Here is a 12,636-nt window from a genome sequence, read left to right as displayed (position 1 = left end):
CGCTAGAGCATGTCCGAATGGACACCTAGTGACAGCCGCCCCGCGTGTCACATGTCCGATGGAGCAGGTCCTAAGCGACACCTCGCCCATCCGTCGCCGTACGGCCCCACATGTCCGATGGAGCAGGTCCGAACCCCCGCTCCCGAGCGCGAGGCCGACCCGCTCGCGCGACTCTGACGCTGCCACCGCGGCCGACGTGTCGTTCCAGACAGGTGTGACGGCCCCTGCGGCTCCGCCCTGTCCGGCGCGCCGCCGCGCACGGCTCCAGCGGCGCCGAACCTCGACCGCGTTCGCCTCGCCCGGCCTGCGGACGCGCCCGGACGCCGATCCGGCGAAGACCGCGACACCGCCGTCATGCCGCGGACCCCGAGCGGCGAGCCCCGCGCCGGCCCTCGCGGTCCGATGCTCGTCCGACGCGGCGCTTTACAACCCGCCCCCGGCAGTGCTCTCGTGATGCTCGGGTTGATGCGCCCCTCGGTCTTCGTGTGGTTCGGCCTCGCGGCGTGCGCCGGCGCGCTCGCCTGCGTCCGCGACGACGCCTGCGACGGCGGCCATCGCCTGTTCGGCGGCCGTTGCCTCGACCTCGGCGCCGCGGTGGCCTCGCGCTGGGGCTTCGCCCCCGAGGCCGTGGAGGTCGCCGACCTCGACGGCGACGGCCTCGCCGACCTCGTCGCCGCCAGCCCCGACGCCGGCGCAGTCACGGTCGTCTGGGGCGCCAAGGACATGTCCTCGGGGACAGCCACGACCTGGTCCGTGGCCGCCGCGATCGACGGCCTCGCGCTCGTCGACCTCGACGGCGACGGCCGCCTCGACGTCGTCACCGCCGCCCCCGACGACGACGCCGTCGCCGTCCTGCGCAACCGCGGCGCCCGCGAGCTCGCGCCGGCCCGGCTTTATCCCACCCTCGTGCCCGCGCCCACCGCCCCGCGCGCGGTCGACCTCGACGGCCGCGGCTCGCCGGAGATCGTCACCCTCCACCGCGACGCCCACAGCCTCGGCGTCCTGCTCGACCTCGAGCCGTTCGTCGCGCTCGAGGTCGGCCTCGGCCCCGTCGCGCTGGCCGACGGCGACTTCGACGGCGACGGCCGGCGCGACCTCGCGGTCGCCCTCTCGGAGGAGGCCGCGGTCCAGCTCGTCGTCGGCGACGGCGCCGGCGGCCTCTCGCTCGGCCCGCGGCACCCCGTCGGCGTCGCCCCGTTCGCCGTCGTCGCCGGCGACTTCGACGGCGACGGCGCCCAGGACCTCGCCACCGCCGACGCCCTCGCCGACGCCGTCAGCGTCCTCTACGGCGACGGCGCCGGCCGCCTGCGCGCGCGCGCCAGCTGGCCCACCGATCCGGACCCGCGGGCGCTGGCCGCCGTCGCCGACGGTACCGGAGGACATGTCCTTTACGTCCTGTCCTATCAGACATCGACGATGCAGCGCCTCGACCTGCGGCGCGGCGTCGATCAGGTCGGCGCCACGCGCGAGCGGGCCGCGGCGCTCGCCGCCGGCGACCTCGACGGCGACGGCCGGGCGGAGCTCGTCTACGCCAGCCGCTCGGGGCGCGAGCTCGGGCGGGTCGTCCCCGACGCCCCCGGCTTCTCGCTCGCGCCGCGGTGGGAGACCGCTCCGGCCCGGCGCGCCTTCCCGATCGACCTCGACGACGACGGCCACGACGAGATCGCCGTCGTCCCGGCCGCCGACGCCGACGCCGTCGTCGACCTCGATCGCACCGCCAACCTCCAGTTGTGGCGCGCCGGCGTCGACGAGGTCGTCGACATCGACCTCGCCCCGCTGCCTCGGGTCGACGGCGCGGTCGTCGGCGAGCTCGACGAGCGCCCCGGCCGCGAGCTCGTCGCCTGGTCTTACGGACAGCTCGTGATCGCCGGCGAGACCGCGGACGGGTGGGTCGCCGGCGAGCTTATCGAGGTCCCCGGCCTGACCGGCGTCGTCGTCGTCGATCGCGACGGCGACGGCCGCCAGGAGCTGCTGCTCAAGCGCGTCCTCGCGTCCGACAGCCGCCTCGATCACGTCGAGCTCGCCGAGGACGGCAGCCTGAGCGAGCTCGCCTCGCGCCCCCTCACCGGCTGGCTCGGCCCCGTCGCCGCCGTCGACCGCGCAGCCGGCGGCCCGCAGGACCTCCTGGTCATCGCCGGCGGCCAGTGCGGTTCGACGACGGCGGCGACGAGCCGCGCACCATCACCCTCGACGGCGTCGGCAGCGTCGTCGAGTTCGCGCTCCACGACTTCGACGCCGACGGCCGGCTCGACGCCATCCTCTGCACCAGCGTCGGCATGCTGCGCGTCGACGACCTGCTCGGCGAGGAGCCGGGCGAGCCGACCCGCATCGATCGCAGCGGCTGCAGCCAGCTCGACCTCCACGACTTCGACGGCGACGAGCGCCTCGACATCCTCGCCGAGCAGAGCGACAGCAGCGGCGGCGTCACCCGCAACCTCCTGAGCTTGTGGCTGCGGACCGAGACCGGCGGCTGGAACCGCCTGGCCAGCCAGAGCCTCCCGGGCAGCAGCGGGCGCACCCGCGTCGTGCGGCTCGACGACGACAGCTGGCTCGATCTGCTGGTCGACGAGATCGATCAGCCGGCCCGCGTTTACGACATGTCCTTCGGGACAGCCATCGCCGACGCCCCGGTCTTCACCGGCGACCTCGGCTACCGCTTCGCCGACCTCGACGGCGACGGCGCGCTCGACCTCCTCGGCGTCGGGCGCGGCCTCGCGGTGGCCCACGGCGACGGCCAGGGCGGCTTCTCGCCGGTGCAGCAGCGGGCGCTCGGCGACCTCCTGCCGGGGGCCGAGCGGATCTGGAGCGCCGCCGTCGAAGACCTCGATCACGACGGCGACGCCGAGGTGCTCGTCGTCGCCCAGCGCGCCGACGGCTGGCGCTCCGACCTCCGCCTGCTCGAGCCGGGGCGCGCCGCCCGGCCCGACGATCCCCCGTTGCTCGAGCTGCCCCGCGTGTTCACCCAGATCGCCCTCGCCGACTTCGACGGCGACCGCGTCCTCGACCTGCTCGCCTGGGCCGGCCTGCCCGATCCGCAGTACGCGGTGCTCCGCGGCGACGGTCGCGGCGGCTTCGCAGAGCCGTCCTGGGCTCCGATCGCGCTCGAGAGCACCGCCCCCAGCGTCCGCGCGATCGACCTCGACGGCGACGGTCGCCTCGACCTCCTCGCCAATCAGAGCGACGGCCTCGTCCTGCACTCCGGCCTCGGCGACGGTCGCTTCGCCGATCCGCGGCCGTGGCATCCGCTGTCCGGCGGCGGCTTCGTCGGCGCCGGCGACCTCGATCGCGACGGCCGGCCCGAGCTCGCCATGCTCGTCGCCGGTGGCCTCGTCGCAGTCGGTGGATCGCCGGGCGGCACGCGGCCCGACGTGTTGTTCGCCAAGGCCAGCGCCGGCGCGGTCGTCGATCTCGACGGCGACGGCCAGCTCGAGATCCTCGCCGGCACCGGCGACGCGCTCCACATCGGTCGCCGCGAGCTCGACGGCCGCACCCCCTTCGTGCGCCACGACCTCGAGCTCAAGGGGCTGTCGGGCATCGTCACCGCCGACTTCGACGGCGATGGCCTGCTCGACCTCGGCCTGCGCAGCGGCGCCGGCGTGGCGATCGTGAGGCAGCGGCCATGACCCGTCGCCTCTCCCTCCTCCTCGCCGCCCTCGGCCTCGCCTGCGACCCCTTGCCGCCGGTGCGTCACGAGGGCGTGCACGTGCGCGTCGCCCCCGATCCCGGCCTCGAGCTGTGCGGCGGCACCCTCGCGCACATGGACGACTTCGTCGCTCGCGTGTCCGCCGAGTTCGGCGTCGACCCGCCGCTCGGCGACGATCGCTTCACCTACTACTGGCTCGACCCCGAGGACTTCGGCAAGCGCACCCCGTGCCCCGACGCCGTCGCCGGCTGCGCCGTCTACGACGGCGTCTACTCCAAGGTCGCCCCGCTCGACCACGAGCTCGTCCACAGCGTCTCGTTCGCCTACGGCGTCGGCCCGCAGATCTTCGTCGAGGGCCTCGCCCGCGCCTACGAGGGCCTCGAGGCCTGGCGTTCGCCGCAGCCGCAGCGGCCGCGCGACGTGTGGAAGTTCGTCAGCGCCAACTGGATCGCCCCGCTCGACTACGACGTCGCCGGCGCCTTCACCAGCTACCTGATCGCCCGCTTCGGCCTCGACGTCTTCCTCTCGATGTACGCCGGCCTCGGCCTCGTCGCCCGCGAGGGCGCCATCGACCGGGCCTTTAAAAACACTTCGCGGTCGACCTCGCGCGCACCATCGACGACTTCACCGCCGACGGCGGCGACTGCCTGCACGAGCACGCCGACCCCAAGCTCAGCGAGTGCGGCGCCCCCGAGATCGCGTGGGACGGCGAGTACGCCGCCGAGTTCCGCCGCCTCGCCTGCGAGCAGGAGGACGCGGTAGGCCCGTACTACGGCGGCGACGTCGTCGTCATGCGCAGCCTCGTCGTCCCGGTCGAGGCCACCTACGACATCGCGGTCATCACCGACGAGCCCGCCCTGGCGCCCTCGCTGGCGATCTCGCTGTTCCCGTGCAGTCAGTGCGGCACCGACCTGGCCGTCACCGTCGGCGCCGGCGAGCGCGTCACCGCCCGGCTCGCGGCCGGCCGCTACTCGCTGCGCCTGCACGGCTCGGCGCGCCGCGAGGCCCGGATCGGCTGGGCGCTGACGCGGCGCCCCGACGACGGCGAGCGCTGACGCTTCACCGTCCGCTCTCCGACGCGACGACCCCCGGCGCCTCACAGTCCGAGCTCCGACGCGAAGACCCCCGGCGCACCTCTTCAGACATGTCTGTTTCGACATGCCCCGAGGGCACGGACTCATCGGACATGTCCTTTTCGACATGCCCCAAAGGGCAAGCCACCGGGGACATGTCCGGTTCGCCGCGCCTCGCACCGCGAGCGCCAAGCGCTCGCCACCCCACCCCTCAACCGTCACGACGGCCTCAGCGTCTTGCCGGCGCGCTCCGCTTCTTTCAGCTCCGCCCGCGTCGGCGCCCCCGTCTTCCGGGCGCAGGCGTCGATCAGCTCTTGCGCGCGCTCGCGGGCGACGCCCGGGGCCGCCTCGCGGAACGCGTGCGTCTGACAGGCCGCGAAGCGCAGGTTGTTCTGGGCCACGCAGAACTCCTGGGCCGGGTCGAGGTCGACGCCCTTCATCACCGCCCACTTCTCCGCCTCCGCCATGTCGCCGCCGAGGCGGTGGCCGACGAACGCGTCATAGGCCGCGCGCATCTCGGCGCAGGCGGTCTTGATGTCGGCCGGCAGCGACGCCGGCACCGTCGCCGCCTTGTCGATGTCGGCCTCGATCGCCTTCGCGCGGTCCGCCTCGACCTTCTCTTTCAGCCGTCGCATGTCCTCGCCGGCCTGCTTGGCGGACTCGGCCGGATCGCTCTGGGTCTCGAACGCAGCCGCGATGCTCTTCGATTGCGCCCCTGGCTTGCTTTCCCCGCAGGCGAACAGCAGCGGCGCACACAGCAGCGGCGCATACAGCAGCGCCGCCGACGGATGCAGTCGCACAGCTCCCATGGTGGTCCTCCTGACTCGTTGCAGGCGCAACCATGGCAGCGGTGGCTGCTCCCGGCCACTGCTCACGCGCAGGGCCGTGCCGAGGGCCTCACTGGCCCGTCGTGACCTGCAGCGTCGCCAGGGTCAGGTTGACGTAGTCGAGGTACAGCTTCAGCGCCCCGACCACCGCCAGGTTCTCGCGGCGTCCGTGCGTCCGGTACATCTGCTTCACGCGCTGGCCGTCGTAGGCGACGAAGCCGGCGAACACGACCGCCAGCAGCGCCTGCAGCAGCACGTGCAGGCCTGGCTGGCGCAGCGCCGCGGCGTCGAGGAACATCGCCACCAGCGCGCCGATGAGGCCGGTCGCCAGCGCGGCGCCCCACGGGCTGAGGTCGCGGCGGCTGTAGTAACCGACCAGAGATCCGCCGACGAACACCCCGGCGGCGACCCCGGCGGCGGTGGTCACCTGCTCGGCCGTCACGTGGGTCGCCGAGCCCAGCCACGCCAGCGCCGCCCCGAGCAGCACCGAGAACGTGAGGAACGCGACGCGGGCGATGGTCGGCGGCAGCCGGTGCAGCCGCGCGCCGATCACCAGCACCGCCACCGCCAGGCCCGGCCAGAACAGCACCCGCAGCTCGCTCGCCTCGGCCAGCGCCGGGCTGGGCTCGCCGGCCAGCGCGATCGCCGTGACGGCGCTGAGGCCCACCCCGGCGGCCATCCACGCGTAGACCGAATGCATGAATCGGCCCACGCCGGCGTGCAGGTCGATGCCCAGGGGATCGCGGAGGCGCTCCGACATCGGCCCATCTGGCCACAAGCCGCCCCTCCCCGTCAACGCTGCGCGACGGCCGACCTCGCCATGGCGCGCCCGCAGCGGCGCGGGCACACTGCGGTCATGTCGACCCGCCTCCGCGTGCTAGCGACCGGCCTCGGCCTGTCGCTGGTCGCCTGCAATTCCAACCGCGTCACCGTCGGCGGCGGGCCCAGCTATCGCTACCCGCACCAGGAGGCCTACGGCAGGACCATGACCTGTCCCGACGCTCGCCTGCCGCCGCTGCGCGACGGCGGCGTCTCGCCCGACGCGGCCCGCTGCTCGTTCGCCGACGCCCAGGGATCGCGCGTCGTCCACGTCGGCGGCAAGGTCCTGACCGAGGCCGAAGACACCTCCGAGCCCGGGATCGGCGTCGCCGACGTCGAGGTCGGCATCCACCGCCTCGCCGGCGTCTCGCTCAACCTCGACGACCCCGGCCCGAAGATCGCCCACGCGCGCACCGACGCCCAGGGCCGCTACAGCGTCTCCGGCACCTTCCCGCCCGGCAACTACGCCGCCATCGCCCGCCAGCCGGCGGACCAGCGCTTCCTCGCCTACCGCATGTTCGTCGTCGCCGAGGGCGCGATCGGCCGCATCGACGGCATCATGATCACCATCCCGCTCGACCAGCGCCTCGGCCCCTGACCCGGCTCGCGGGCCGAGCGGGCGGCGAGCCGGCCTGCCCCTTCGCCTGTCTCTCGGAACATGCCCCCAAGGCCAGGCGCGCCCGCCCCTGCGGTCACTCGCCGAGGCTCGACGCCGGCCGCCAGGCTCCGCCCGTCCTCGCAGCGCGCGACCCCGAGCTCGTAGCTGACCCTTGAGGCATGTCCGAAGTGCCAGACGCACCCCCGCCGCGTCGACCTCGCGCCAGCCCGCGAGCGCGCGGCCGAGCTCGAGCGAAGGGTCTCCGCTCGGCGGCTGAAGCCGCCGCAGGCCCGGCCGCGGCGCGCTCCGGTCGCGGTCACGGGTCGCTCGGCGCCGGTCCGCGGATCTCGCGCTGCAGCCACCCGCGGCAAAACAGGCCCGCTGGCGGCCAACTCCGCCTCTGCGGCCGCGCCGAGGGCGAATTGCCCGCGCGCCGTGACGAACACCATCCCGCTCGATCGGCAGTTCGCCCCTCGATCGGTGCTACAACCCCCACGTGACGGAACGCGGATCCGACCTCGCCAGCGCCGGCCTCGACTCGGGACGCGAGATCGAGCACCTCGCCGAGCAGTCCGCCGCGCTCGAGGGTCAGTCGCCCGAGGCCATCCTCGCCTGGGTGTTCGAGCGCTGGGCCGGGCGGCGGATCGGCCTCAGCTCCGCCTTCGGGCCCGAGGGTTGCGCCCTCATCCACCTCGCGCGGCGCGTCCGGCCCGACGTCCCCGTCTACACCATCGACACCGGCTACCTGTTCGCCGAGACCCTCGCGGTGCGCGAGGCCTTTCGGGCCCAGGGCGCCGACATCCGCGTCGTCGAGCCGCTCGTCACCATCCGCGCCCAGGCCGAGCGCCACGGCGCCGACCTGTTCGCCCGCGATCCCGACGCCTGCTGCGAGATCCGCAAGGTCGAGCCGATGCGGCGCGTCCTCGATCAGCTCGATGTGTGGATCACCGCCATCCGCCGCGATCAGGCGGCCACGCGGGCCGGCACCCCGATCCTCGGCACCGCCCGGCGCGGCGACGGCAGCCTCGTCATCAAGGTCGCGCCGCTGGTCGCCTGGACGCGCAAGGACACCTGGCGCTACCTCCTCGACCACGACGTCCCGTACAACGCCCTGCTCGACGCCGGCTACACCAGCATCGGCTGCGAGCCCTGCACCGCCCGCCCGCCGGGCGACGACGAGCGCGGCGGCCGGTGGTCCGGCACCGGCAAGACCGAGTGCGGGATCCACCACCTCTAGCCCTGTCCCTCGGGGCATGTCCCTTCGCACCTGTCCCCGCCGACCTGTCCTTATCGACCTGTCCTCACCAACCTCCCCCGAGCCGCCATGCCCCTGCGCTTCGTCCACTGCTCCGACATCCACCTGCTCGAGCTGGCGGGCAACTCCCCGCAGCGGTTCTTCAACAAGCGGCTGACCGGCGGCGTCAACCTGCTGTTCAACCGCAGCCGCAAGTACAACGGCGGCATGTTCCAGAAGATCGTCGCCGCGGCCCACGCGCACGGGGCCGAGCGGCTGGTGATCACCGGCGATCTGACCAACCTCGCGCTCGAGTCCGAGTTCGAGCACGTCAAGCGCCACCTCGAGGCGGTGGGCATGCCGGTCACCGTCATCCCGGGCAACCACGACGCCTACACCCGCGGGTCCGTGCGATCGCACCGGTTCGAGCACTACATGTCCGCGTTCATGGAGGGTGAGCGCGAGCCCGGCAGCGACTACCCGTTCGTCCAGCGCTTCGGCGACGTCGCCCTCGTCGGCCTGTCGACCGCGATCCCGTCGCTGCCGCTCTACGCCGTCGGCCGGGTCGGCGACGAGCAGCTCGCCCGCCTCGGCCGGTGTCTGGCCACGCTCGGCGCCGAGGGTCTGGCGCGGGTGATCCTCATCCATCACCCGGTGGTGCGCGGCGTGGCCAAGCCGCGCCACGATCTGCTCGACCTCGACGCCTTCGGGCGGGTGATCGCCGATCACGGCGCGGAGCTCGTCCTCCACGGCCACGAGCACCGGCGCCTCGAGGGCGCCCTGCCCGGCCCCGGCGGCGTCCCCGTCCCGGTGCACGGCGTCGGCTCCGGCACCTATCTGTCACAAAAGCCAGGTCGTCACGGCGCCTACTCCCTTTACACCGTTCGACCCGGCCGCGTGACCCGCACCTATCACCGCTGGGACGGCGGCGGGTTCGTGGCGGACGAGCCGGAGGGGCCGATCCTCACCGGAACCGGCTCGCACTGACCGCGAACATCGTCTACATTCCCGGGCCATGTCCACCTTGCTCGAACACGGCCGCACCCACGACTGCGGCAGTTTGCGCGCCGCCGACGTCGGCGCCACCGTGGTCCTCTTCGGATGGGTCCACCGCCGCCGCGACCTCGGCGCGCGGATCTTCGTCCAGCTCCGTGATCGCTTCGGCATCACCCAGGTCGTGTTCGGCAAGGATCTCGACGCCGCCGCCTACGAGGCCGCGAGCGGCCTGCGCGGCGAGTTCTGCGTCGCCGTCAAGGGCGAGGTGGTCGCCCGCGGCGACAACAGCAACGCCGCCATGGCCACCGGCGAGGTCGAGGTCAACGCCACCGAGCTGCAGGTGTTCTCGCCGGCCGACACCCTGCCGTTCAACGTCGCCGACGACGACAAGCTCGACGCCAGCGAGGCCCTGCGGCTCAAGCACCGCTACCTCGACCTGCGCCGGCCCAGCCTGCAGAAGAACTTCGTCCTCCGCTCGCGCCTGGCCACGCTCACGCGCATCACCCTCGCCGAGCAGGGCTTCCTCGAGCTCGAGACGCCCTACATGGTGAAGTACACCCCGGGCGGCGCGCGCAACTTCCTCGTCCCCAGCCGGCTCAACCCGGGGATGTTCTACGCGCTGGCCGAGTCGCCGCAGATCTTCAAGCAGCTGTTCATGGTCGCCGGCATGGACAAGTACTTCCAGATCTGCCGCTGCTTCCGCGACGAGGACCTGCGCAACGATCGTCAGCCCGAGTTCACCCAGATCGACGTCGAGATCAGCTTCGCCACGCCCGAGCGGGTGTTCGCGCCGATCGAGCGCCTGATCCGCCGCGCGTGGAGCGAGGTCCTCGGCGTCACCCTGCCCGACCCGTTCCCGCGCATGACCTGGGCCGAGGCGATGAACCGCTTCGGCAGCGACAAGCCCGACCTCCGCTTCGGCCTCGAGTTCGTCGACATCACCGACCTGGCCCACAAGTCAGGCGCCAAGATCTTCGAGGCGGCCAAGCTGGTGAAGGCGATCGTGGTGCCCGCGGCCCACAGCGAGTCGCTGTCGCGCGGCCGCATCGACAAGCTGACCGAGCTGGTGAAAAAGCGCGAGTCCGGCGGCGCCAAGGGCCTCGCGTGGGCCAAGGTGCAGGAGGGCGGGTCGTGGACCTCGCCGCTCACCAAGGCCATCTCCGCCGAGTTCCAGGCCGAGATCAGCGCCCGCGTCGGCGCCGAGCCGGGCAGCGTCGTCCTCGTCGTCGCCGACGAGCCGCACACCGTCCACGCCGCGCTCAACGCCCTCCGGCTCGAGCTGCGCGACAGCCTCGACCTCGTCAAGCACTCGGGCTCCGACCCGTGGCGGTTCCTCTGGGTCACCGACTTCCCGCTGTTCGAGAAGAGCGAACGCGGCTACGTCAGCTCCCACCACCCGTTCACCTCGCCGCGCCTCGACCAGCTCGCGCTGCTCGACTCGGACCCGAGCCAGGTGCTCGCGCAGGCCTACGACCTCGTGCTCAACGGCAACGAGGTCGGCGGCGGCTCGATTCGAATCCACCAGTCCGACGTGCAGGCCAAGATCTTCCAGGTGCTCGGCCTGTCCGAGGCGCAGATCCAGCAGAAGTTCGGCTTCCTGCTCGACGCCTTCCGCTACGGCCCGCCGCCCCACGGCGGCATCGCCCTCGGCCTCGACCGCCTCAGCATGCTGATGTGCGGCGCCCAGAGCCTGCGCGACGTCATCGCCTTCCCCAAGACGCAGAAGGGCACCGACCTCATGACCGGCTGCCCGAGCGGGGCCGACGACGCCCAGCTGGCCGAGCTCTACATCGGCCACCGCGACCTGCCCGCCACCCCCGAGAGCTGAGCCGATGTCCGAGGCCGACCCGACACTGCCGTCCGCGCCGTCGGCGTCGCTGCGCGCGGCGGTGGCGGTGTTGGAGGTCCCGAAGAACATGTCCCAGAAGACAGCTCTTCACGCCCGCCTGGGGCAGCTGCCGCCGCGGCAGCGCGGCCTCCTGCGCGTCGCCAGCGTCCTGCTGTGCGCCGCCTGCATGGTGCTCGGCTCGCCCGACTACAACGTGTGGTGGCTCGGCTTCGTCGGCTGGGTGTTCTGGCTGGCCGCGATCGAGGGCCTGGCGCCGAAGAAGGCGTTCTGGCTCGGGTGGCTGTGCGGCGTCGCCACCGTGTTCTTCGGCTTCTTCTGGCTCACCGAGTTGCTGATCCGCTTCGCCGACTTCCCCACGTGGGGCACCCTGCTGGTCCACTTCATCTTCGCCGCGTTCCAGGGCCTGCAGTGGGCCGTCCCCGCCGCGGCGCTCAACTGGCTGCGCCGGCGGACCGGCCGCGACGTGCTCCTGCTCGCGCCGCTGGTGTGGGTCGCCGGCGAGGCCGTGCTGCCGCACATCTTCCCGTCGTACCTGGCGCTGATGTGGTGCTGGCAGCCGCTGTGGCTGCAGGTCGCCGAGATCGGCGGCGTGACGACCGTCGGCCTGGTCCAACTGCTGATCAACGCCGGCCTCTACGCCGCCCTGCGCGACTGGCTGCTCGCGCGCACGGTCAACCGCCGCGCGCTCGTGGTCGCCGGCGCCACGCTGGTCGGCACCCCGCTGTACGGCGCGGTCCGCATGGCCCAGATCGACGCGATGATCGCCGAGTCGCCCAAGCTCAAGGTCGGCGTCGTCCAGGGCAACTTCGGCATCACCGAGTGGGGCAACCCGCGGATGAAGTTCCAGATCCTGCGCAAGGAGCAGCAGGAGTCGGCCCGCCTCGAGGCCGAGGGCGCCGAGGTCCTGCTGTGGGGCGAGACGGCCTACCCGTTCTCCTACGCGCTCCCCCGCGGCGACGGCTCCGACCTGCCGCAGCAGAACCCGCGCCGCGTCCGCCGCGACTTCACCATCCCGCTGGTGTTCGGGGTCGTCACCGCCGATCGCAAGGTCAGCGAGTTCGCGTGGAACACCGCCCGCGTGCTCGAGGCCGACGGCCGCCTCGGCGACAACTACGACAAGGTCTATCCGCTGTGGTTCGGCGAGTACACGCCGCTGGTCGACCCGCACTGGTTCAAGGAGATGGTCCCCTCGGCCTCGCACATCAACCCGGACCTGGCCCGAAGGCCCTGCGCGTCCATACAGGTCCCGAAGGCCAGCACGAGTGGCGGCTCGGCCCGCTGATCTGCTACGAGGACATCCTGCCGCGGTTCGCCCGCGGCGTCGCGGCCGAGGGCATCCACGCGTTCGTCAACCTCACCAACGACTCGTGGTTCGGCAAGTCCAAGGAGCAGGACCAGCACATGGGCCTCGCCGTCCTGCGGACGATCGAGAACCGCCGGGCCCTGCTGCGCAGCGTCAACGCCGGCATCAGCGTCTACGTCGACCCCGCCGGCCGCGTGCTCCAGCGCATCGACTCGACCAACCCCGACGAGGACGGCCCCTCCCCGCCGCCGGCTTCGTCGCCGAGGTGCCGATGATCGACCCCGACTACCGCAC

Annotated in this window: 12 protein-coding genes; 10 read left to right on the top strand and 2 right to left on the bottom strand. The window is 72.9% G+C overall.

The features are described from left to right. Positions 1–465 precede the first annotated feature (465 nt). From OV079_RS11420 to OV079_RS11405, 4 genes are all read left to right on the top strand, one after another. Positions 466–2,442, top strand: a complete 1,977-nt coding sequence (locus tag OV079_RS11420; protein WP_267768200.1) for an FG-GAP repeat domain-containing protein — start codon at positions 466–468, stop codon at positions 2,440–2,442. Positions 2,443–2,597: 155 nt separating this feature from the next. Then, entirely contained in the window at positions 2,598–3,623 is a 1,026-nt protein-coding gene (locus tag OV079_RS11415; protein ID WP_267778513.1) for an FG-GAP repeat domain-containing protein, read from the top strand. Beyond that, positions 3,620–4,405, top strand: a complete 786-nt coding sequence (locus tag OV079_RS11410; protein ID WP_267768198.1) for a hypothetical protein — start codon at positions 3,620–3,622, stop codon at positions 4,403–4,405. The genes OV079_RS11415 and OV079_RS11410 overlap by 4 nt, the downstream gene beginning before the upstream one ends. A gap of 29 nt (positions 4,406–4,434) precedes the next feature. Next, positions 4,435–4,698 (top strand): hypothetical protein, encoded by a 264-nt coding sequence (locus OV079_RS11405; RefSeq protein ID WP_267768197.1) that lies wholly within the window; start codon positions 4,435–4,437, stop codon positions 4,696–4,698. Positions 4,699–4,934: 236 nt separating this feature from the next. On the opposite strand, the gene OV079_RS11400 is transcribed toward OV079_RS11405, so the two are convergent. Continuing rightward, on the bottom strand, positions 4,935–5,525 hold the full coding sequence (locus OV079_RS11400) for a hypothetical protein (protein ID WP_267768196.1): 591 nt from the start codon (positions 5,523–5,525) through the stop codon (positions 4,935–4,937). An 88-nt stretch (positions 5,526–5,613) separates the two neighbouring features. Then, positions 5,614–6,303, bottom strand: a complete 690-nt coding sequence (locus tag OV079_RS11395; protein ID WP_267768194.1) for a Bax inhibitor-1/YccA family protein — start codon at positions 6,301–6,303, stop codon at positions 5,614–5,616. Positions 6,304–6,399: 96 nt separating this feature from the next. Between OV079_RS11395 and OV079_RS11390 the strand changes: the two genes are divergently transcribed. The 6 genes from OV079_RS11390 to OV079_RS11365 all read left to right on the top strand — a co-directional run bounded on the left by OV079_RS11390 (position 6,400) and on the right by OV079_RS11365 (position 12,617). Then, positions 6,400–6,960: a hypothetical protein gene (locus OV079_RS11390; protein ID WP_267768192.1), complete on the top strand. Its 561-nt coding sequence runs from the start codon at positions 6,400–6,402 to the stop codon at positions 6,958–6,960. 496 nt (positions 6,961–7,456) lie between these two features. Further along, a complete protein-coding gene (locus OV079_RS11385; protein ID WP_267768190.1) occupies positions 7,457–8,197 on the top strand; it encodes a phosphoadenylyl-sulfate reductase in 741 nt (246 codons plus the stop codon). Between the two features lie 87 nt (positions 8,198–8,284). Then, the gene (locus OV079_RS11380; RefSeq protein WP_267768188.1) at positions 8,285–9,181 is read left to right on the top strand and encodes a metallophosphoesterase family protein; all 897 of its coding nucleotides are present in this window, start codon (positions 8,285–8,287) and stop codon (positions 9,179–9,181) included. 28 nt (positions 9,182–9,209) lie between these two features. Continuing rightward, on the top strand, positions 9,210–11,018 hold the full coding sequence (gene aspS / locus OV079_RS11375; protein WP_267768186.1) for an aspartate--tRNA ligase: 1,809 nt from the start codon (positions 9,210–9,212) through the stop codon (positions 11,016–11,018). Between the two features lie 4 nt (positions 11,019–11,022). Continuing rightward, a complete protein-coding gene (locus tag OV079_RS11370) occupies positions 11,023–12,321 on the top strand; it encodes an apolipoprotein N-acyltransferase (RefSeq protein ID WP_267768184.1) in 1,299 nt (432 codons plus the stop codon). Further along, on the top strand, positions 12,207–12,617 hold the full coding sequence (locus tag OV079_RS11365; RefSeq protein WP_267778511.1) for a nitrilase-related carbon-nitrogen hydrolase: 411 nt from the start codon (positions 12,207–12,209) through the stop codon (positions 12,615–12,617). Before OV079_RS11370 ends, OV079_RS11365 begins: the two co-directional genes overlap by 115 nt. Positions 12,618–12,636 lie beyond the last annotated feature (19 nt).

Source organism: Nannocystis pusilla, from assembly GCF_026626665.1.
GTDB lineage: Bacteria > Myxococcota_A > Polyangia > Nannocystales > Nannocystaceae > Nannocystis > Nannocystis pusilla.
This window is presented reverse-complemented; position numbering and strand designations above follow the sequence as displayed.